This is a genomic window from Agromyces aurantiacus, from assembly GCF_016907355.1.
Lineage (GTDB): Bacteria > Actinomycetota > Actinomycetes > Actinomycetales > Microbacteriaceae > Agromyces > Agromyces aurantiacus.
On sequence record NZ_JAFBBW010000001.1, the window covers coordinates 3,382,841 to 3,403,373 of the forward strand.

A 20,533-nucleotide genomic window follows, 5' to 3' on the forward strand; every position below is an offset into this window, starting at 1 on the left:
GTGTAGCAGCACCGGGCGCCGGATTGCGACCGGTGAGCTACGGGGGTTGTGTTGTTATGTTACGCGAACCTGTCGGCTCGTGCGTTCGGGCGCTACTCGCCCTTGTTCTTCTGGACGATCTCGTCGGCCACGGCCTTCGGGACCTCCGCGTAGCTCTCGAACTCCATCGAGTACACGGCGCGGCCCGAGGTCTTGGACCGCAGGTCGCCGATGTAGCCGAACATCTCCGAGAGCGGGACGTGCGCACGCACGACCTTCACGCCGGCGGCGTCCTCCATGGACTGGATCTGGCCGCGGCGCGAGTTCAGGTCGCCGATGACGTCGCCCATGTACTCCTCGGGAGTACGGACCTCGACGGCCATCAGCGGCTCGAGCAGGACGGGGTTCGCCTTCCGAGCGGCCTCCTTGAAGCCCATCGAACCGGCGATCTTGAACGCCATCTCCGAGGAGTCGACGTCGTGGGCGGCGCCGTCGAGCAGGATGCCCTTGACGCCGACCATCGGGTAGCCGGCCAGGATGCCGTACTGCATGGCGTCCTGGAAGCCGGCGTCGACCGAGGGGATGTACTCGCGCGGAACGCGGCCACCCGTGACCTTGTTCTCGAACTCGTAGGTCTTGTCGCCCTCGACCGCGAGCGGCTCGAGCGCGAACTGGATCTTCGCGAACTGGCCCGACCCACCGGTCTGCTTCTTGTGCGTGTAGTCGTGCTTCTCGACCGCGCGCTTGATGGTCTCGCGGTAGGCGACCTGCGGCTTGCCGACGTTCGCCTCGACCTTGAACTCGCGCTTCATGCGGTCCACGAGGATGTCGAGGTGCAGCTCGCCCATTCCCTTGATGACCGTCTGGCCGGTCTCCTGGTTGAGCTCGGTGCGGAAGGTCGGGTCCTCCTCGGCGAGCTTCTGGATCGCCGTGCCGAGCTTCTCCTGGTCGGCCTTGGTCTTCGGCTCGATGGCGACCTCGATGACGGGCTCGGGGAAGGTCATCGACTCGAGGACCACCTGGTTGTCCGGGTCGCACAGGGTGTCGCCGGTGGTGGTGTCCTTCAGGCCGATGACGGCGTAGATGTTGCCCGCGGTGACCGAGTCGACCGGGTTCTCCTTGTTGGCGTGCATCTGGAAGATCTTCCCGATGCGCTCCTTCTTGCCCTTGGTCGAGTTGATGACCTGGGCGCCGGAGTCGAGGCGGCCCGAGTACACGCGCACGTAGGTGAGGCGACCGAAGAACGGGTGCACCGCGACCTTGAACGCGAGCGCGGAGAACGGCTCGGTCGCGTCGGCGTGGCGCTCGATGATCTTCTCCTCGTCGCGCACGTCGTGGCCCTGCACGGGCGGCACGTCGAGCGGCGACGGCAGGTAGTCGATGACCGCATCGAGCATGGGCTGCACGCCGCGGTTCTTGAACGCCGAGCCGCACAGCACGGGGTAGATCTCGGAGTTGGTCGTGAGCTTGCGGATCGCGCCCTTGATCTCGGCGACCGTGAGCTCCTCGCCGCCGAAGAACTTCTCGAGCAGCTCGTCGCTGGTCTCGGCGACGGTCTCGAGCAGCTGCTGGCGGTACTCCTCGGCCTTGTCCTTGAGGTCGGCCGGGATCTCCTGGACCTCGTACTTGGCGCCCATGGTCACGTCGCCCTTGGCGTCGCCGGGCCACACGAGCGCGCGCATCTCGACGAGGTCGATGACGCCGATGAAGTCGTTTTCGGCACCGATCGGCAGCTGCAGCACGAGGGGCTTCGCGCCGAGTCGGTTGACGATGGTGTCGACCGTGAAGTAGAAGTCGGCCCCGAGCTTGTCCATCTTGTTGACGAAGCAGATGCGGGGGACGTTGTACTTGTCGGCCTGGCGCCACACGGTCTCGGACTGGGGCTCCACGCCCTCCTTGCCGTCGAACACGGCGACCGCGCCGTCGAGCACGCGCAGCGAGCGCTCCACCTCGACGGTGAAGTCGACGTGGCCGGGCGTGTCGATGATGTTGATCTGGTTCTTGTTCCAGAAGCAGGTCACGGCGGCCGACGTGATCGTGATGCCGCGCTCCTTCTCCTGCTCCATCCAGTCGGTGGTCGAGGCGCCGTCGTGCGTCTCGCCGATCTTGTGGTTGACGCCCGTGTAGAACAGGATGCGCTCGGTGGTGGTGGTCTTGCCGGCATCGATGTGCGCCATGATGCCGATGTTGCGGACCTTGCTCAGGTCGGTGAGCACGTCAAGTGCCACGGGGTTCCTCCGAATGGTCGGGAAGGTGTGAGTGAGGGGGGAGCGGATGCCGCGTGGCGTCCGCGAGCGCACGGCCCGCGGCATCCGCTCGGGCCGCTACCAGCGGTAGTGGGCGAAGGCGCGGTTCGACTCGGCCATCTTGTGGGTGTCCTCGCGGCGCTTGACCGCGGCACCGAGGCCGTTCGACGCGTCGAGGATCTCGTTGGTGAGACGCTCGGTCATGGTCTTCTCGCGGCGGGCCTTGGCGTAGCTGGTGAGCCAGCGCAGCGCCAGGGTGTTCGCGCGGTGGGGCTTGACCTCGACGGGGACCTGGTAGGTCGAGCCGCCGACGCGGCGCGACCGGACCTCGAGGGTCGGGCGCACGTTGTCGAGGGCCTTCTTGAGGGTGGCGACGGCGTCCTGGCCGGACTTGTTCGCGACGTTCTCGAGCGCCTCGTAGACGATGCGCTGCGCGAGGTCCTTCTTGCCGTCGATCAGGATCTTGTTGACGAGCTGGCTGACGACCGGCGAGCCGTAGACGGGGTCGGCGACGACGGGGCGCTTCGGAGCGGGTCCCTTGCGAGGCATTACTTCTTCTCCATCTTCGCGCCGTAGCGGCTGCGGGCCTGCTTGCGGTTCTTCACGGCCTGCGTGTCGAGCGCGCCGCGGATGATCTTGTAGCGCACGCCGGGGAGGTCCTTCACACGACCGCCGCGGACGAGCACCATCGAGTGCTCCTGCAGGTTGTGGCCCTCACCGGGGATGTAGGCCGTGACCTCGGTGCCGTTCGAGAGCTTCACGCGGGCGACCTTGCGCAGCGCCGAGTTCGGCTTCTTGGGGGTGGTGGTGTACACGCGGGTGCACACGCCGCGCTGCTGGGGGTTGGCCTTCAGGGCGGGCGCCTTGGTCTTGGTGACCTTGGGCGAGCGACCCTTGCGGACCAACTGCTGAATGGTTGGCACTGCTTCTCCTCGTTGGTGCTGCACGGTGACAGCGCTGATGGATTTCACATCACGACCCACCGGCACCGCCGAGCGGCGGAGCCTGTTCGTGGTGGGTATGCCGTGGGGGCGGCCGGGTCGATGGCGATCCCGCGCCCTGTGTGTACGTCTGTGAGAACCCGCGCCCCGCCCCCGGCATTCCGCGGGCACGACGCGAGCGCGCGGCAAAGCGCACACCCGGTCAATGGTAATCCGGCGTCACGATGCGGTCAAATGGGCGGATGCCTCGAGCCTACGCCGCGGGCGAACGGCGCCGAGGGCTCAGCCGGGCCAGCCGGGCGCGTCGAGCTCGCGGTCGAGGTCGGCGAGCAGGTCGGCGACCTGCGGCTCGACGTGGCGCTCGACCGCCGCGGCGATCCGGGACCGGTGGTGCGCGAGTTCGACGCAGATGCGGCGGCCCAGCTGTTTGGCGAACTCGTCGGCCAGGCGCACCTCCTCGCGGAGCGCCTCCTTCTCCTGCGGCGTGAACGGACGCGGCGCGGGCTCGGCGGACTCGGCCGCGGCATCCGCCTCGAGGCCCTGCAGCGTGAACAGGAACGGTTGCCCGGGCGTCGGCTCCGGGTCGAGATCGAGGCCGAGGAACTCCGGGTCCAGTCCCTCCCCCGCACGGTACGGCCGGCGCGCCTTGCGGTCCTCGGCGAGCCGGATCTCGCGGTGCAGCATGGGCAGGTTGCGCGCGGTGTAGTCGTCGACCGCCGCGTCGATGATGCCCTTCATGCGCATCGAGAACGCGTGCTGGACCGGGTGCGGCACGTCGACGTCGAGCCCGGCCGCGGCGAGGATCGGCGAGCCGAAGCACCGCGTGCAGAGGCGCACTCGACCGCGGTGCGTGCCCGGCCGCCATCGCGGAAGCCACGCGAGCCAGCGGTCGACCTCGTGGCTCACCCGGGCCTCGACCGATCCCTCCACGCGGTTCACCCTACTGCGGGCCCGGCGCGGCCGGGCGCAGGCGGCGAACGGATGTCACGACGAGCCCGGTCGCGTCACTCCTCGTCGTCGCGCTCCCACGGCCATCGCGGCCGCTCGACGCCGCCGCGCTGCGCCCGTGCGGTGACCGCGGCCAGCAGCGCGACGAGCGCCGCGGAGACGGGGATGATGAGGCCGAATCCCACGGTCATGAACGAGAGCGCGAAGATCAGGGCGGCCAGCAGCGTGCCGGTCGCGGCCGCGTACGCGACGGTGGCCGCGAGGACGCCCGCGGCCCACGTGACGACGAGGGCGAGCCCGGCGAGCGACCAGGGCCGGACGCCGCGATCCAGGGCGACGCCGAGCAGCAGGAGCAGCGCGAGGACCGCCGCCCCGATCGTGATCGGGCCGACCAGCCGGCCCGCGGCCGGGTCGGCGATGGGCTCGGCGTCGGCGAACAGGCTCACGAGCCCGAACGCCGCGACCACGAGCGCGACCTCGAGCGCGGCCGCGAATCCCGCGACGGCCCATGCATTGCCCGAGTTCGTCGCCACGCCCCGAGCCTACGCCGGTCCGCGGCGGGCCCGGCTGCGTTCGTGCGCCCACGCCCAGCGGCCGAGGCCGCCCGGCGGCACGGCCGCCGCGTCGCGGCGCGTGTCCTCGTCGATGGCGCCCGACGCGACCAGGCGGTCGAGCGCATCCTCGCGGTCACGGTCGAGCCGCGACCGCAGCTCGGGCGGCAGCGCCTCCACGAGGCGTCGAAGCCGGTCGGCGGCGCCCTCGCTCCCCCCGTGCGGCGCCGCGGTGCGCGCCCGGCGACGCTCGAGCACGAGCCAGGCCACGAGCACCACGGTCATGGCCGCGGCGGAGAACGCCGCGGGCCACGCGAGCGGCTCCGGCCGCTGGAGGGCGATCAACGCCGCGAACGTCGCGCCGAGCGCGGAGAACGGGACGGCGACGGCACCGAGGAGCAGCCCGGTCGCCGACTCGACGGGCGCGCCGCGCCGCGCGCGGCGCAGCTGGACCAGCCGCCCCGCGACCTGCGCGAGCGAGAGGGCGATCGTCGCCGCGAGCGGACCAGTGAGCGACTGGTCGAGGCGGATCGCGGCGATGAGCATCCCCGGCACCACGAACGGCACGAGCGCGAGGGCGAACGCGCCGGCTCCCACCCACGCCGACCGGCGACCGGGCGGCGGCGCGTCCAGCTCGGCATTCACGGCCTCCCACGCCTCGATGAGTTCCGGAGCGGCGGCGAGCTGGGCGCGCTCGAGGCGGCGCCAGTCGAGGGCGTCCTGCCCCGCCGCGACCGCTTCGGCGTGCCCGACGGCCGACGACGGCACCGGCCGGGGAGCGGCGCCGTGCGTGGCGGCCGGACGGTCGGCGTCGTTCATTCGGCGAACCGCAGGGTCTCGGCCGCCGCGCGCAGCGGTGCGTGGAGCAGGCCGACCATCGTGGTCGTCGTGGGCGACGACGTCAGGCGCACCGACCCTCGCGGACCGGACAGCAGGCAGCCGACGCCGGCCACGGGCGGCTCCCCGGGTGCCGACGGCAGGACGAACGCGGAGATCACGCCGCCCCCGACGCCGGGCGCCTCGATCGGGTCGACGCTCGGCGGAATGGCCAGCGGGATGCCGCCGACCAGCTCGCGGACGGGGTCGTCGCCGGAGCGCAGCGGCGGCGCGATCTCGACGTGGACCAGCACGGCATCCGGCCGGGGCGCCGGCCAGAACAGCAGCCCGAACACGGCGGCCGGGACGAGCGAGTCGACGGCGCCGGCCGCGATCGCGTCGACGGCGACGCGCTCGTCCTCGTCGGCGTCGGGCCGCACCGACCGGTACCGTTCGACGATGCCGCGCTCCCAGGCGACGCGGTCGGCGAACCCCGGCGCGGGGAAGGCCGCAGGCAGGTGGGCCCAGAACCGCTCGTCGAGGTCGATGTCGAGCCTCATGCGCGGCGCCACGAGAACGTGCTCACGATCGCGTCGCTGAGCTCGAGCATGCGCTCGACGACCGGCCGCCACGATTCGTCGGGGTCGTCGGCGGGGTGCACGGCGACCGCGGTGAACTGGAGGGCGTGCGTGCGCCGATCGGGGAACGGCGTGAGGTAGGCCGCGGTGCGCTGCCCGACGGTCGCGGTGCCGACGGCCATCGTCGACTCCCGCTCCCAGCGGACGAACCGCTTGTCGCCGTGCAGCGGAGTCGCGCCGCCGCGGATGAGCTCCGCGACGACGCCGTCGAGGGTGCCGCCGCCGGGCGCCGTGCGCACCGCGGCCGTGATCGACATCGGCAGGACGAGCTCGTCGGCCCACCCCTGCACCTGCAGGTACAGGCGGTGCGTGTTCGCGGAGCGCAGTCCGGCGAACGCCCGCCCGCTGAGCGCGCGGAGCTGCGCGTACAGGTCGGGCCGGTGCTGGTCGCGCAGGCGCGCGGCGGCGAGATCGACCAGGGCGCGCTCGGACTCGACGGAGGCGTCGTGCTCCTCCCAGCCGGACGGGAGCACGAGGGCGTACTCCGGCACGGCGCGCTGTGCGCCGAGGAGTTCGTCTCGGAGGGTCATCGATCGGTCCGCCTCGGGTTCGGTTCGAAGTCTCACGCGGCGAGCTGCGCTTCCCAGGTCTCCACGTCGTCGGTGAAGAGGTCGCCGATCGCGTCGGCGATCCCCATGCCCGCGGCGACCGGTGAGTTCACCACCCAACCGTAATGCCCGAGGACGTGCCCCGCGGCACCCCACCCGCTGGAGAGGAGCCGCTCGGACTCGTCGCCGAACCCGATGCCCATGAGGCGCGCCGCCATGTCGGCCGTCGAGTGGCCGCCGCGCATCGCCGCGGTGAACGACGTGAACGGGCTCGCCTGGAAGACCCGGCTGGTGGCGTAGACGTCAGGGAAGCGCGTGATCGCGTTGGAGATCGTGGACCGCCCGGCGGCCGTTCCGAGGCCGCCGACCATGTCGTCGAGGAAGCCCGTCATGCCGGGCTTGAACCCGCCCGCGAACTTGGCGATGCTGCCGAACGGGATGACGCCGACGATCGCGACGCCCAGCTCCAACCATCCGGCGTCACCACGGGACTTCTGGTAGATCGTGAGCAGGAGGGTCGTCACGGCGACGATGGCGCCGAGGGCCGCGATGATCGGCCCGCCGATGACGAAGGCGAGGACCGCGAGCACGATGCCCGCCCACTGCAGCACGACGAGGACGCCGGCCACGACGCCGTCGACGTCGTCCCAGAACCCGTCGGAGATCCCGCCGTCGGTCGCCTCGCGCAGCCCGTCGGCGGCGGTCTCGAACGCCTGCTCCCAGGTCTCGTACTGCGTGTCGAAGGCACGCGCCTCGGCGACGAAGTCGTCGTAGGCGTCGTCGGCGCGCCCTCGGGCGAGGGTCACCTCGCGTTCGTGGGCCTCCTGCTCGGGACTCGGCCCGCCGTCGACGCCCGCCGTCGGGACCACCGGGCCGGACAGGGGGTCGTCGAGCCGCTGGAACGCGGCCTGCGCGGCGAGGTAGTCGTCCCACGCCTCCCGGCAGCGCGGGACGATCAGGCGCATCTGCTCCTGCACCTCGGCGAGCGCGTCGGCGTAGCCGACCAGCGCCGACCCGGAGGGCCGGTAGCGCTGACCGGCGAGCTTGAGCTCCTCGTCGATCTCGCCGATCACCTCCTTGATCTTCTCGATCGAGAGGCCGTGCTGCGGCACGCCGCCGTCGGCGATCGCGCGGAGCACGCCGGCGGCGCCGACCATCTGGTCGCCGAGCTCCTCGACCTCGCGCCCGCGCGCCTTGATGCTCGATGCGTTGCCGGTGACCACTGAGATCTCGTGTCCGGCGGGTGAGCGATCCATCGTTGCCTCTCGTGCTCGTGCTGATCGCCCGGGTCAGGCCCGGGGCATGGTGTCGACTTCGTTCGCCTCGACGGCGAGTTGCCTGGATGCCTCGGCGTCCCACTCCGCCCAGGCCTTGCCGGTCGCCTCGACGCGCTCCTGGATCTTCATGAGGTCCTCCTTGAGCGCGGCGCGGCGGTCGTCCCAGCCGTCCTCGAACTCCTCGGCGGCCTCGCGAAGGCGGTCCTTGCCGTAGGGATCGCCGATCGCGTCCTCCAGGGCGGAGGCGCGCTGCTCGGCCTTCTCGAGCTCCACGATGATCTGCTTCAGGGATCCGTTGAGCTCGTTGAGCACGCCGTACTCGATCAGCACGTCGGTCACTGCGTTCTCCTCGCTGCGCGATGGTGAGGTGCCGGCCCTGCCGGCGCGGACGACGCGGCGGGAGGGACTCGCCCTCCCGCCGCGCGGGGATCAGCGACCGGCGAGCTGCTGGTCGAGGTCCTGGATCGCCTGCATCATGCCGCGCAGGGCCTCGCCCATCTCGCCGATGCCGTCGACCGCGTTCTTCAGGCCCGTGGTCAGCTCCTCGTAGCCCTGACCGAACTTGCCGGACGCGTGCTGCGTCTTGAAGTCGTTGCCGAGGAGCGAGTCGACCGAGCTCTTGAGCTGGTCGAGCTGCGACTGGATGTCGTCACGCGCGTCGCTCAGCTTGGTGGCCATCGCTTCCATCTCGCCGTAGGAGGCGCCGAAATCCGCCATCGTGGATCCTTCCTGAGAGTTCGACCGGACCCACGTCCGGGCCGGTGTCCTTCACGATACGGATCCGGACGTGGCCATCACATGGGGAGCGGTACCCACCCGCCGGCCCACGGACGGGCTCACTCGGCGAGCGGGAGGTGCACGGTCGCGGTGCGCCCGTTCTGCACGAAGATGCCTCGGCCCTCGGGGAAGTCCGAGCGCTTGACCTTCGGGAAGGGCGTCTTGAAGACCGAGTCCCCGTCGAACGCGTCGGGGCGCAGGGCGACCCCGCGCCGCCCGGCCTTGAAGTCGCCGACGAAGCCGAACCCGCTCGAGAGCGTCGCGACATCCGCATCGCCGACGAGGAAGTGATCGCTGCGGTTCACCGCCTGGAACAGCTCCTTCAGCGGTCGTTCGGCGTCGGAGTCGGCGAACTGCGTGACGTTCTCGACCACGATCACGAGCCGGCCCGGGACGGCGGTGTCGCCCACGACGTCGACCAGCTCCTTCGCGAGCAGCTTCACGGCCTCCACGGTCGTCGCGCTGCGCACCCAGGGCGCATGCTCGGCCAGCTGCGCACGTCGCCCGGCGAGGTGGAACAGGCGCGCGTCGGGATCGAACCGGCGCACCGCGTCGACGACCGTCCGCATCGCGTTCGTCTTGCCGCTCTGCGGCGGCCCGGTGATCGCGAACGTGCCGACGGGTTCGAAGCCGATGGGGCCGAGGGTCTCGTCGGCCAGCCCGAGCACGGGCTCGGCTCCGACCGCGGCGGGAAGCGACGCGGCCCCGAACGACGAGGGCAGCGCCCCGATCGGCGCGACCTCGGCCGCACCGCGGGAACGGAGCTCCCCGGCGAGCCGGTCGAGCGCGCGCGTCTGCTCGGCGACGTTCGACGTGCCGCCCAGGACGGCGATCTGCGTCTCGAGCCCCTCGACGATCGCGCGGCCGGGAACCGAGCGGTCGCCGAGCACATCCTTCGGCACGCCCAGCACCTGGTAGCCCGCCTCGTCGCTCAGGCGCAGCACGACGCGCTTGGTGACGTTGGCGCTCACGGCGGTCGGCACGGCCCCCGCGCGATCCGCCGTCGCCACGACGTGCACGCCGAGCGGCCGGCCCTCGCCGAGGATGCGCATGACCACGTTGTAGAACGGCATGCGCACGGTCGTCGAATCCCATTCGGCCTTGAAGGTCGCGAATCCGTCGATGACGAGCAGCACCCGCGGCTCGTCGAGCCCGCTCAGCTGCCGGTACTCGGTGAGGCTCGCGGCGTTGGCGGCGCTGAACGCGCGCGCCCGACGGTCGAGGAGCTCGTTCAGCGTGCGCAGCAGGCGCTGGATCCGTTCGGGATCGTCGCCCGGCACGATCGAGCCGACGTGCGGGAGGGCCTCGAGCGAGCGCAGCGCGCCGGCCCCGAAGTCCAGCCCGAACACCTCGGCGGAACCGAGCTCGGGCCGCATCCCGATCGCGATGGCGAGGCTGCGCAGCAGGGTCGACTTGCCCGACCCGCTCGTGCCGTACACGAGCATCGCGCCGTCGCGGTCGGGGACGAACGACATCGGCGTCTGCAGCTGCCGCTCGGGGACGTCCGCGACACCGAACACGACGTCGGCGTCGCCGTGGTGCGGCAGGGACTCGATCGGCACCGCCGTCGCGAGCTCGTCGAGCCAGGGACGGCGCGGCCGGGGGATGCCCGCGGCGCCGGCGGCCGCGATGAAGGTGCGCACCATCCGCTTCTGGTCGTTGGGTCCCGGATCGCCCGCGTGCGCGTCGTCGTCGTCGCGGGCGCCCTCGCGCTCCCACACGACCGTCGAGCCGAACCGGAGCTCTGCGAGGCGGACGTCGGCCACGTCGGGCTCCTCGCTCGTCCAGCCGCCGGCGTAGGCGGACTGGAACGGGACGAGACGCCCGGGCCCCGTCTTCGCGATCCCGCGCCCGGGGATCGACGGGTCGAACCCGGCCGCGACCGCGTCGCCCACCACGTCCCGCGAGTCGGACTCGTCGGCCATGCGCAGCGCGACGCGCAGGTTCGTGTTCGCGCGCAGGTTGTCCTTGATCACGCCCGCGGGCCGCTGGGTGGCCATGATCAGGTGGATGCCGAGCGACCGGCCGCGCTGCGCGATGTCCACGACGCCGTCGACGAACTCGGGCACGTCGCCCGCGAGCGCCGCGAACTCGTCGATCACGATGACCAGCGCGGGAGGCGTCTCGGGATCCTGCCGCTTCTCCAGCTCGAGCAGGTCCTTGGCCTTCTTGCGGTTGAACAGGTGCTCGCGGTGGTGCAGCTCGGCGCGCAGGCTCGTGAGCGCGCGGCGCACGAGGTGCGGGCTGAGGTCGGTCACGAGGCCGACGCAGTGGGGCAGGTCGACGCAGTCGGCGAACGCCGAGCCGCCCTTGTAGTCCACGAACAGGAACGTGACCCGGTCGGGGCTGTACTCCGCCGCCATCCCGAGCACCCATGCCTGCAGGAACTCGGACTTGCCGGCGCCCGTGGTGCCGCCCACGAGCGCGTGCGGCCCCTGCGTGCGCAGGTCGAGCGTCATCGCGTCGGGGCTGCCCTGGCCCACGAAGGCCTTGAGGGTGCCCGCGCGCTTGAGCCGCGGCAGCTTGGCGCCCGACCGGTCGACGACCGAGGCGTTCTGGCGCCAGCGTTCGACGACGGCGTCGGCGTCGCGGGCCATCTCGTCGCCGATCAGCGAGAGCATCGACACGGTCCGCGGCAGGTCGCTGGAGTCCTGCACGACCGTGCTCGCGTCGACCACGGGCGCGAGCCGCCGCGCGAAGACCTCGGCGTAGCGCATCGAGACCCCCTCGACCGCGACCTCCGGGTACTCGGTGCCCGATCGTACGACGCCGACGCGCGCGTGCTCGAGCCCGTCGGTCACGTCGACGTACGTGCGGCACGCGGCCGGCAGCGACGCGACGGTCGGTCCGACGAACAGCGCGTGGATGCCGACCTCGGCGCCGCGCTCGATGAGCTGCACGAGCCGCGGCCGGTCGACCGGCGCGTCGGCGGACACGATGAGGATGAGCGCCGAGTCGGGCCGGGGCTCGTCGCGGGCGCCGCCGGGCGTGCCGACCTTGGAGCCGCGGGCCATCGACGTGTCGTCGTCGGCGAGGGGTCCCCGCCGCACGGGCGACTCCTGCAGCCGCGCGAGGATGAGCTCCTCGAGCGCGCTCAGGAGGGCCGCGCCCGCGGAGGGACTGTCGGCCAGGGCCGCGCCGCCGACGGGATTGCGGTCGCCCGAGGTGTGCGGCAGCCACTTCAGCCAATCGAGTTCGCGGCTCCACGCGGGGTCGACGATGGCGGCGGCCACCACGTCGTTGGGCGCGTGCAGCCCGAACAACTGCACCGCGAGGCCTCGCAGCGCATCGGCCGCGAGGTTCGCCGGACCGGCGATGCCGAGCGCCCCCGAGCTGGAGAGCACCTCCATGATCGGCACGTCGTCGATCTCGCGCGAGCGCTCGCGCAGCACGTCGACCTGCCTGGCGTACTTCGCGATGCCCGGCAGCGACGCCTGCGGCTCGCGCACCGAGTTGCGCGAACGCGCCCGGCCGACGCCCAGCCGAACCGCGAGGAAGTTCCAGTGCTCGGGTCGGCGGGTCCACAGCAGCGGTCCGAGGCGCATCGCCTGCTCGTACACCGTCGCGACGGGCGGGGTCTCGTCGTGCCGCCGTTCGCGTTCGATCCGGCGCTCGCGCTCGAGCGTCTCCTCGAGCTGCTCGAGCTGAACCTCGAAGGTCTCGATCTCCTGCTGGAGCTTCTTGCCGCTGCCCATGCGCGAGCCGAGGAAGTTGGCGACGAGCATGACGGGCGTGAGCGCCACGATCAGCAGCGACGCCGGCCGGCCCGTGATCGCGAAGATGCCGAGGCCCATGAGCACCGGCGAGGCGAGCATCGGCCACGGGAAGAGCCGGGGGTTCTCCTCGCTCGGGACGCGCGGCTCGGCGTAGGCGGTGCCCGCGTACCGGGCCTCGACGCGCGGCGACCGGTTGAACATGAGCGCGCCGCCGCGCTCGAGCACGGGGTCGGCCGCGGCATCCGTGCCCGCCAGCATGCTGAAGGAGACGACGGTGTCGCCGATCGTGACCGCGACGCCCGGGAGGGCCCGCACGCGCGTGACGAGGCCGCCGTCGACGACCAGGCCGTTGGCCGAGTTGAGGTCGACGAGCTCGACGCCCTGGTCGACCTCGACGCGCGCGTGCCGCTTCGAGACGAGCGGGTCGGCGAGTACCACGTCGGCGTCGGCGGCCCGCCCGATCACCCCGTGGCCGCGTCGCAGCGGGTACTCGCGGCCCGCATCGGGGCCCGAGTGCACGTGCATGACCGCGACGGGGGCGTCGCCCATCGTCGCGCGCGCGGCGGGCGCGACCACCGCCGCGTTGAAGCCGGAGCCGATGGGCGCGTCGGCCGCGAGCGTGGCGGGATCGAGGACGACGGGTTCCGACGAGGTCGGCGGCGCCACCGCGAGCGTCAGCGGGCCGTCGTGGCGGGGCAGGTGCGCGGCCGCGGGGTCGGTCTCGGCCACGGCGCGCGCGAGGTCGCCGACCGTCGCCGTGGCATCCGCCGTGACGACGACGTCGACGCCGGGCCCGCTCTGCCGTCGCAGTCCGAGCTTGAGCTTCACGAGCGCACCCCCTCGACGCGGAACTCCAGGCCGCCGAGCCGGACGGTCGCGCCGGCCGGGACCGCGTGCCGCACGCCGGGCTCGAGCACCTGCACGGCGCCGTCGGCCGCGACGATGCCGGTGCCGTTGCTCGACCAGCGGTCGACCACGTGCACGCCGCGCGCGCCGACCTCGACGGCCGCGTGCGTCTTCGAGAGGCCCATCGAGTCGTCGGCGAGGGGCAGGAGCATCGCGTCGGCCGGATCGCCCTCCGCTCGCGCGGGGCTGCGTCCGAGCAGGATGGTGCCGGATGCCGCGTGCCGCGCGCCGTCGGCGAACACGAGCACGGCCGACGGCCGGGTGCCGGCGCGCGGCTCCTCGATCGCGGGCGCCGCGCCGGGAGCGACGACCGCGTCGGAGGCGCGTGCGGAGGCAGGCGGCGGCGCGGACGCGAGCGGCGGCGGCGACCATGCGCCCGCCTCCGCCCCGGATGCCGGCACGGCCGAGGCGGTCGCGACCACGCCCGAGCTCGATCGTGCCGCGGGGATGAATGTGCGCTCGTCGATCGCGCGGTCGGTCGCGAGCGAGGGCAGCGCCGGGCGCTCCGCGTGGGGGCTCGCCTCTGCCTGGCGACGCGCGTGCCGGAGCGCCTTCGCGTCGAACGGGTCGAGCGCGTGCCGCGCGTCGACGACCCAGCACCGGCCGATGCGGTCGAGCCAGCTCCTCCCCCGGCCCTCCGGATCCCGCGCGCCCGACGCGAAGCACAGGGCCGGGCCGATGAGCGGAAGCACCGCCTGCGCCGACCAGAGCACGAGCGCGCGCAGCGCGACGCGCCAGAACCCGGGGCGGGCGAAGCTCGCGACGTTCACCGAGCGCAGGCCCAGGGACGCCTTGCCGATCGTGACGCCGCGCCGGCCGTGCAGCGCGAGCTGGGTGATGCCGAACGCCGCGAGCAGCACCTGCCCGGCCCCGACGAGCACGAGCGGGCCGACGAGCGCCGCGACGTCGGGTGCGGCGCCGGTCGGGGCGAGCGCGACCGGGACGAGCTGGACCCAGCCGATGACGGCCGGGATCGCGAGCAGCGCCCAGGCCGCGGCATCGAGCGCGAACGCCGCGGCGCGACGCCCGCCCGGGGCCGGCCGCAGGCCGAGGGCGGCGGCGTACGCCGGATCGGGCCGCCCGTCGGGCGCGAGGCCGGGCACCGGCTCGTCGGCGTGCATGGTGATGCTCAAACGGCGCTCCTCGGGTGTGCAGGGTCAGGGAGCCACCCAAGCAGGCCGGGTGTGCTGCGTCGATGGGGAGCGCTCACCATGAGCGCGCCCGGTCATCGAGCGTAGCGAACCGGATGTCTCGATTCAGCGCGTCGACACGGGCTGGGGCCCGGCCGCGAGCTGCCGCTCGTACTCCTCGCGCGCGACGCGGTTGCGCTCGGTCACCGTGCGACCGTGCGCGGCGATCCATCCGCCGAACCAGATCGGCAGCTCGCGCGCGACGATGAACGCGATGATCGCGAACGGGTCGAGCCAGCGCTCGCGCAGGAAGTCGGCCGCCTGCCCGGGCGTGAACTGCCAGGCCGCGACGGTGAGCAGCGCTCCGCCGATGTAGGAGAAGTACACGACGATGCCCACGATCAGGCCGAACACCGCCCAGGCCCACCACGCCGCGCGGTTGAGGATGATCGCGAGCACCGCGAAGGCGAGGAAGAAGAACACGACCGGGATCCAGAAGACCGGCTGCGCGGCGAACTGGCCGAAGACCCGCACGGCCTCGGCCGGGGTGTTCTGCGCGAGGATCACGAGGTAGGAGATGCCCGCGTACAGGAGGCCGAAGAGCGCCGTGGCGATGAGCCCGACGAGCACGCCGAAGCCGCGGTTGCCGCGCATCCGGGGCGCCGGGGGCGCCTGCACGTAGACGGTCTGCGGTGCGGGCGGCGTCGGGGCGGCGGGCGGCGCGGTCGTCGCGGCTGCGCCGACGGCACCGGCCGCGCCGATGGTCTCGGGCACGCCCGTCTCGCGGCGCACCTCGGCGGCCCGCACGGGTTCGGGGCTCGCGGCGACGAGGTCGTCGCGCTGCATCGCGGTGGTGTCGGTGCGGTCGGCGGCGTCGGGGCTCTCGGCCACGACGGGCGGGTGCTCGGTGCGCGCGCGCTCGACGGCCGCATCGAGCTCGGACCGGTCGTGGACGACCGTGTCGCCCTCGGCCGCGGCGGGTGCGGCCTCCTCGGTTCCCGTGAACGCCGCCTCCTGCGGCGGCTCCCCGGCGAGCTCGCTCGGCGCGGGCTCGGGCGGCTCGAGCCGGTCCACGCGGTCGGCATCGGGGGCGGTCGGATCGACCGATCGCTGCGCCTCGAGGGGCTCGTCGGGCACGCCGTCGCCGTCGGCGTCGCGCCGCTCGGGTTCGGAACCGGGAGTCGTGCTGCTCATCGTCCGCTCCTTCCGGGCAGCACCGTCTGCCCGTGGTGCGCTCACTCTAGCAACGGCGATCGGGGCGAGGCGGCATCCGGCGCGGCGCTTCGCGCCCGCTCAGCCGAAGATCTTCGCGATGATGTCGGCGGTGTACCCGGAGACGGCGGGGCCGTCCCACCGGGTCGCGATCCAGAGGCCCTCGCGGAGGAACTGCGACTCGCCCGCGGATCCCGCAGCGCCCTCCCACTCGGCGATGCAGCGGGTCCCGCCGGACTCCTCGTAGCACTCCATGCCGGCCGCCTGGAACGCGGCGATGACCGCGGCCGTCTGGGCCTCATCCACGGCGGCCAGGTTCGTCACGAGGCCCACGGTGCCGTCGCCCGTGTCGGGGGGAAGCCAGCCGCACGCGAGCTGCGACGTCTGCTGCAGCACGGGCAGCGCGGTCGCGTCGCCCGTGCCGAAGAGCGCCGGCGCGCCCTCAGCGGTCGACCACGGCGGGTTCAGCACGTACTCGGGCGCGAACGTCCCCGACCAGTCCGTCGTGTAGATCGCGGTGCAGTCCGTGGGCACGCGCGGGTCGCGCACGGGTTCCGGCTCGGGCAGGGCCACCGGCGTGGGCGCCGCCGCCTCGGCCGGCGACGGGCGCGACTCGGCCGCGGGCTCGGCCGATTCCGGGCTGGGTGCGGGCGCGAGGAGGATGGCGAGCACCACGACGACGGCGATCACCAGCACGGCCGCGGCGGCGATGAGCCAGGTCACGGGCCGGCGAAGGACGGGGACACTCTCGGGCATGTGGACTCCGGGTCGCGGGATCGGGGAGCAAGGACGACCGCCGCGATCCTAGCCGCCCGACCTGAGTGCCGTCACCAGCGGGCGACCGCGATGCCCTCGCCTGCAGGCGGAGACGCCGACGGGCCCCGGGGATGCCGGGGCCCGTCGGAGTCGGCGGGGCGATGCCGGAGCACCGCCCCACCGTGGATCAGCTGTAGTTGCCGGGCGTGAAGTCGTCGCTCGAGAACGAGTCGAAGTCGACGAAGCTCAGGTCGCCCTCGCTGAAGGACGCGTCGTCGGCGAAGATGCGGTTGGGGTACCGCTCGGCCTTCGCCTCCTCGGTCGCCTCCACCGACACGCTCCGGTACTTGGCGAGGCCCGTACCGGCCGGGATCAGCTTTCCGATGATCACGTTCTCCTTGAGGCCGACCAGCGGGTCGGACTTGCCCTCCATGGCGGCCTGCGTGAGCACGCGGGTCGTCTCCTGGAAGGACGCGGCCGACAGCCACGACTCGGTCGCGAGCGAGGCCTTGGTGATGCCCATGACCTCCTGGCGGGCCGAGGCCGTCTTGCGGCCCTCGGTGAGCGCGGCGCGGTTGATCTCGTTGTACCGCGAACGGTCGACGAGCTCACCCGGCAGCAGGTCGGTGTCGCCGTGGTCGACGACCGTGACCTTGCGCAGCATCTGGCGCACGATGACCTCGATGTGCTTGTCGTGGATCGGCACGCCCTGCGAGCGGTACACGTCCTGCACGCCGTTGACCAGGTGCTTCTGCACCTCGCGCACGCCCTTGACCCGGAGGACCTCCTTCGGGTCGACCGTGCCGACGATCAGCTGGTGGCCGAGCTCGACGTGCTGGCCGTCCTCGACGAGCAGCGTCGAGCGCTTGAGCACGTTGTACGCGATCGGCTCGTCGCCGCTGTCGGGCGTGAGGATGACCTTGCGCTGCTTCTCGGTCTCGTCGATCGTGATGCGGCCGGCGGCCTCGGCGATCGGCGACGCGCCCTTGGGGGTGCGGGCCTCGAAGAGCTCCTGCACGCGGGGCAGACCCTGCGTGATGTCGTCGGCCGACGCCGAACCACCGGTGTGGAAGGTGCGCATCGTGAGCTGCGTGCCGGGCTCGCCGATCGACTGGGCGGCGATGATGCCGACCGCCTCGCCGATGTCGACGAGCTTGCCGGTCGCGAGCGAGCGGCCGTAGCACTTGGCGCACACGCCGACCGCGGACTCGCAGGTGAGCACCGAGCGGACCTTGATCGACTCGACGCCCGCCGCGACCAGCTTGTCGATGAGCACGTCGCCCACGTCGTCGCCGGCCTCGGCCACGACCTCGCCCTTGGCGTTCACCGCGTCGGCCGCGAGCGACCGGGCGAACACCGAGTTCTCGACGTTCGGGTCGCGCACGAGCTCGCCCGAGGACGAGACCGTGGCGATCGGCAGCTCGAGACCCTTCGTGGTGCCGCAGTCGTCCTCGCGGATGATGACATCCTGCGAGACGTCGACCAGACGACGGGTCAGGTAGCCCGAGTCGGCCGTGCGGAGCGCGGTGTCGGCGAGGCCCTTGCGGGCACCGTGCGTGGCGATGAAGTACTCCGCCACCGACAGCCCCTCGCGGTACGAGGAGATGATCGGGCGCGGGATGATCTCGCCCTTCGGGTTGTTCACGAGGCCTCGCATACCGGCGATGTTGCGCACCTGCAGCCAGTTGCCTCGAGCGCCCGAGGTCACCATGCGGTTGATGGTGTTGTCGGTCGGGAAGTTCTCCTGCATGGCCTTGGCGACCTCGTCGGTGGCCTTGGTCCAGATCTGGATGAGCTCCTGGCGACGCTCGAGGTCGGTCGTGAGGCCCTTCTCGAACTGCGACTGCACCTTGGCGGCCTGCTTCTCGTACTTCGAGACGATCTCGCCCTTGCTCGGGGGCGTGATGATGTCGGACAGCGCGACGGTCACGCCCGAACGGGTCGCCCAGCGGAAGCCGGCGTCCTTGATGCGGTCGAGCGTCGCGGCCACCTCGGTCTTCGGGTAGCGCTCGGCGAGGTCGTTGACGATCGAGGAGATCTGACCCTTGCCCGCCTGCTGGTTGAAGTACGGGTAGTCCTCGGGCAGCGCCTCGTTGAAGAGCGCGCGGCCGAGGGTGGTCTCGAGCAGGAACGGCTGCCCCTGCACGAAGCCCTCGGGCTCGTCGCCCTCGCGGAAGTGGAGCCCGTCGAGACGGATCTTCACCTTGGCGCCGAGGTCGAGCGCGAGCTCGCCCGGGCGGTTCTGGTCGAACGCGAGGATCGCCTCGGCGATCGACGAGAACGCGCGGCCCTCGCCGGCGGCGCCCGGCTTCTCGGTCGTCAGGTGGTGCAGGCCGATGATCATGTCCTGCGAGGGCAGGGTCACCGGACGGCCGTCCGACGGCTTGAGGATGTTGTTCGACGCCAGCATGAGGATGCGGGCCTCGGCCTGGGCCTCGACCGACAGCGGCAGGTGCACGGCCATCTGGTCGCCGTCGAAGTCCGCGTTGAACGCGGCGCAGACGAGCGGGTGCAGCTGGATGGCCTTGCCCTCGACGAGCTGCGGCTCGAAGGCCTGGATGCCGAGGCGGTGCAGCGTGGGCGCGCGGTTGAGCAGCACGGGGCGCTCGCGGATGATCTCCTCGAGCACGTCCCACACCTGCGGGCGCGACCGCTCGACCATGCGCTTGGCGGCCTTGATGTTCTGCGCGTGGCTCAGGTCGATCAGGCGCTTGATGACGAACGGCTTGAACAGCTCGAGCGCCATCTGCTTGGGCAGGCCGCACTGGTGCAGCTTCAGCTGCGGACCGACGACGATGACCGAACGGCCCGAGTAGTCCACGCGCTTGCCGAGCAGGTTCTGGCGGAAGCGACCCTGCTTGCCCTTGAGCATGTCGCTCAGGGACTTCAGGGCGCGGTTGCCGGTGCCCGTGACGGGGCGGCCGCGGCGGCCGTTGTCGAACAGCGCGTCGACGGCCTCCTGGAGCATGCGCTTCTCGTTGTTCACGATGATCTCGGGCGCGCCGAGGTCGAGCAGGCGACGGAGGCGGTTGTTCCGGTTGATCACGCGACGGTACAGGTCGTTGAGGTCGGAGGTCGCGAAGCGGCCGCCGTCGAGCTGGACCATCGGGCGGAGCTCCGGCGGGATCACGGGGACCACGTCGAGCACCATCGCGGCCGGCGAGTGGCCGGTCTGCAGGAACGAGTTGACGACCTTGAGCCGCTTGATCGCGCGGATCTTCTTCTGGCCCTTGCCCTCGGCGATCTGCAGGTGCAGGTCGTCGGCCTCGGCCTGGAGGTCGAAGGACAGGAGGCGCTTCTTGATCGCCTCGGCGCCCATGTAGGCCTCGAAGTACATGCCGAAGCGGTCCTGCAGCTCCTGGAAGACGGAGTCCTCGGGCTTGAGGTCGCCGACCTTCAGCGTGCGGAAGTCCTCCCAGACGCGCTCGAGGTGCGCGATCTGCTCGTCGGCGGACTTGCGGACGCCGGCCATCTCCTTGTCGGCGGCGGCCTCGGCGCGCTTGCGCTGGTCGGACTTGGCGCCCTCGGCCTCCAGGGCCGCGAGCTCCTCCTCCTTGCGCTTCATGAGGTCGGCGATGCGCGCGTCGCGCTGGTCGCCGATGGTCTTGATCTCGAGCCGGAGCTCGTTCTCGAGACCGGGCATGTCCTGGTGACGGCCGTCCTCGTCCACGTCGATGACCATGTACGCGGCGAAGTAGATGACCTTCTCGAGGTCCTTCGGCGCCATGTCGAGCAGGTAGCCGAGGCGCGAGGGGACGCCCTTGAAGTACCAGATGTGCGTGACGGGCGCGGCGAGCTCGATGTGGCCCATGCGCTCGCGGCGGACCGAGGACTTGGTGACCTCGACACCGCATCGCTCGCACACGATGCCCTTGAAGCGGACGCGCTTGTACTTGCCGCAGGCGCACTCCCAGTCGCGGGAGGGCCCGAAGATCTGCTCGCCGAAGAGCCCGTCCTTCTCGGGCTTCAGCGTGCGGTAGTTGATGGTCTCCGGCTTCTTGACCTCGCCGTAGGACCACTTGCGGATGTCGTCGGCGGTGGCCAGGCCGATGCGGAGCTCATCGAACGTCGTTGCGTCGAGCAATTTCTCTC

At 72.0% G+C, this 20,533-nt stretch carries 16 protein-coding genes; all 16 read right to left on the reverse strand.

Features of this window, described 5'->3' with window-relative positions; genetic code table 11:
- Window positions 1-92: 92 nt before the first annotated feature.
- The 16 genes from fusA to rpoC all read right to left on the reverse strand — a co-directional run bounded on the left by fusA (window position 93) and on the right by rpoC (window position 20,525).
- Window positions 93-2,207, reverse strand: coding sequence for an elongation factor G (fusA, locus tag JOD46_RS16010; protein ID WP_204395469.1), 2,115 nt, complete (start codon window positions 2,205-2,207; stop codon window positions 93-95).
- Window positions 2,208-2,303: 96 nt separating this feature from the next.
- The gene (gene rpsG / locus JOD46_RS16015; protein WP_092668506.1) at window positions 2,304-2,774 is read right to left on the reverse strand and encodes a 30S ribosomal protein S7; all 471 of its coding nucleotides are present in this window, start codon (window positions 2,772-2,774) and stop codon (window positions 2,304-2,306) included.
- Window positions 2,774-3,148 (reverse strand): 30S ribosomal protein S12, encoded by a 375-nt coding sequence (gene rpsL / locus JOD46_RS16020; protein ID WP_022889720.1) that lies wholly within the window; start codon window positions 3,146-3,148, stop codon window positions 2,774-2,776. The genes rpsG and rpsL overlap by 1 nt, the downstream gene beginning before the upstream one ends.
- Before the next feature lie 300 nt (window positions 3,149-3,448).
- Window positions 3,449-4,096 carry a spermidine/putrescine ABC transporter substrate-binding protein gene (locus JOD46_RS16025; protein ID WP_204395470.1) on the reverse strand — a complete coding sequence of 216 codons (648 nt, stop codon included), beginning with the start codon at window positions 4,094-4,096 and terminating at the stop codon, window positions 3,449-3,451.
- Window positions 4,097-4,170: 74 nt separating this feature from the next.
- Window positions 4,171-4,647, reverse strand: a complete 477-nt coding sequence (locus JOD46_RS16030) for a DUF6121 family protein (protein WP_204395471.1) — start codon at window positions 4,645-4,647, stop codon at window positions 4,171-4,173.
- A gap of 9 nt (window positions 4,648-4,656) precedes the next feature.
- On the reverse strand, window positions 4,657-5,484 hold the full coding sequence (locus JOD46_RS16035; RefSeq protein ID WP_204395472.1) for a hypothetical protein: 828 nt from the start codon (window positions 5,482-5,484) through the stop codon (window positions 4,657-4,659).
- Window positions 5,481-6,041, reverse strand: coding sequence for a hypothetical protein (locus tag JOD46_RS16040; protein WP_204395473.1), 561 nt, complete (start codon window positions 6,039-6,041; stop codon window positions 5,481-5,483). The genes JOD46_RS16035 and JOD46_RS16040 overlap by 4 nt, the downstream gene beginning before the upstream one ends.
- A complete protein-coding gene (locus JOD46_RS16045; protein WP_204395474.1) occupies window positions 6,038-6,649 on the reverse strand; it encodes a hypothetical protein in 612 nt (203 codons plus the stop codon). Before JOD46_RS16045 ends, JOD46_RS16040 begins: the two co-directional genes overlap by 4 nt.
- Window positions 6,650-6,681: 32 nt before the next feature.
- Entirely contained in the window at window positions 6,682-7,923 is a 1,242-nt protein-coding gene (locus JOD46_RS16050; RefSeq protein ID WP_204395475.1) for a hypothetical protein, read from the reverse strand.
- A gap of 33 nt (window positions 7,924-7,956) precedes the next feature.
- Window positions 7,957-8,283: a hypothetical protein gene (locus JOD46_RS16055; protein WP_204395476.1), complete on the reverse strand. Its 327-nt coding sequence runs from the start codon at window positions 8,281-8,283 to the stop codon at window positions 7,957-7,959.
- A gap of 90 nt (window positions 8,284-8,373) precedes the next feature.
- Entirely contained in the window at window positions 8,374-8,661 is a 288-nt protein-coding gene (locus JOD46_RS16060) for a WXG100 family type VII secretion target (protein WP_204395477.1), read from the reverse strand.
- A 119-nt stretch (window positions 8,662-8,780) separates the two neighbouring features.
- A complete protein-coding gene (locus tag JOD46_RS16065; RefSeq protein ID WP_204395478.1) occupies window positions 8,781-13,265 on the reverse strand; it encodes a type VII secretion EssC family protein in 4,485 nt (1,494 codons plus the stop codon).
- The gene (locus tag JOD46_RS16070; protein WP_204395479.1) at window positions 13,262-14,476 is read right to left on the reverse strand and encodes an RDD family protein; all 1,215 of its coding nucleotides are present in this window, start codon (window positions 14,474-14,476) and stop codon (window positions 13,262-13,264) included. The genes JOD46_RS16065 and JOD46_RS16070 overlap by 4 nt, the downstream gene beginning before the upstream one ends.
- Before the next feature lie 123 nt (window positions 14,477-14,599).
- Window positions 14,600-15,667 (reverse strand): hypothetical protein, encoded by a 1,068-nt coding sequence (locus JOD46_RS16075; protein WP_204395480.1) that lies wholly within the window; start codon window positions 15,665-15,667, stop codon window positions 14,600-14,602.
- 99 nt (window positions 15,668-15,766) lie between these two features.
- Window positions 15,767-16,441: a hypothetical protein gene (locus JOD46_RS16080; protein ID WP_204395481.1), complete on the reverse strand. Its 675-nt coding sequence runs from the start codon at window positions 16,439-16,441 to the stop codon at window positions 15,767-15,769.
- 187 nt (window positions 16,442-16,628) lie between these two features.
- Entirely contained in the window at window positions 16,629-20,525 is a 3,897-nt protein-coding gene (gene rpoC / locus JOD46_RS16085) for a DNA-directed RNA polymerase subunit beta' (protein WP_204395482.1), read from the reverse strand.
- Between the last annotated feature and the right edge of the window lie 8 nt (window positions 20,526-20,533).